Source organism: Thermoplasmatales archaeon (genome assembly GCA_014361245.1).
GTDB lineage: Archaea > Thermoplasmatota > E2 > UBA202 > JdFR-43 > JACIWB01.
The window spans coordinates 1-942 of sequence record JACIWB010000097.1 but is presented as its reverse complement, the minus strand read 5'-3'; the positions used below and the strand labels follow the sequence as shown (position 1 = coordinate 942).

Below are 942 nucleotides of genomic sequence, written 5' to 3'. Positions count from 1 at the left end.
CATTACCTTTGCTGGAATTCCAGTTATTGTGAAGGGAGGAATTATTTTTCCGCTTGGCAGAACAATTGAATCCGCCTTTCTTCCTTCTATTCTTGCAATAACTGGAGAATTTATTCCACATCCACACTTATTTTTGATTGGAGTAATGAAGTCATTTAAGCCATCATATCTTATGATTGGTGTTGCATTTCCATATAGTTTTGTAACAACTATCCTGCCAGTTTTATCTGTTGGCTCATCATTTTCATCAACTACTTCAACATGAACCATGTCATAGTGTAGATGATAATTTCCTCTTTTGCATTCATAAGCAACTGGCCCTGCTTCTGTTGAGCCATAAACATCATATACCCTTGCATTGAATGTATCTTCAATGTATTTTTTTGTATATTCATCAAGAACTGCTCCAGATGATGCCATAACTTCTGGCTCTATCCTTAAGTTCTTTTTCCTTTTAATTATTGCAAGAGCCCTTAAGCTACCTGGATAACCTCCAAGAAATTTTGGATTAAATTTCTCTATTTTTTCAGCCATTTTTTCAACATCCTCTCCCACATGAAGAATTTGAAGATTATTAAGGGAAAAGAAAGGCTTTAAGTTTGGAATTGCGGTCCTTCTTAAATAAGCTTCTTCAGCACTTCCAGAAGTTAAATCAACTATAACACTCATCCTGTCTTTCATCCAGTTTATATCATATTCTCTTAGCTCTCTTAAAAAGCCCATCAATGCCTTTATTATTGTATAAAAATCAACATAAATGCTAACTGGCTTTCCTGTTGAGCCAGATGTGCTTACAATGCTGTATTTTTTGCCTTTTTGAGGAATAATTTTATCAAAATTTTTTCTTATATCATCTTTTTTAAGTATTGGCAAAGAAGAAATATTTTCAAGATTTATTGAATTTATATCAATTCCCCTATATTTTTCCCTGTATAAAGGCAC

General features: G+C 33.2%; 1 protein-coding gene. It reads right to left on the bottom strand.

Annotated elements, in window-relative coordinates; genetic code table 11:
* Positions 1-942 (bottom strand): phenylacetate--CoA ligase family protein (locus tag H5T45_07695; GenBank protein MBC7129580.1); only part of this gene is annotated, 942 nt, incomplete at both ends.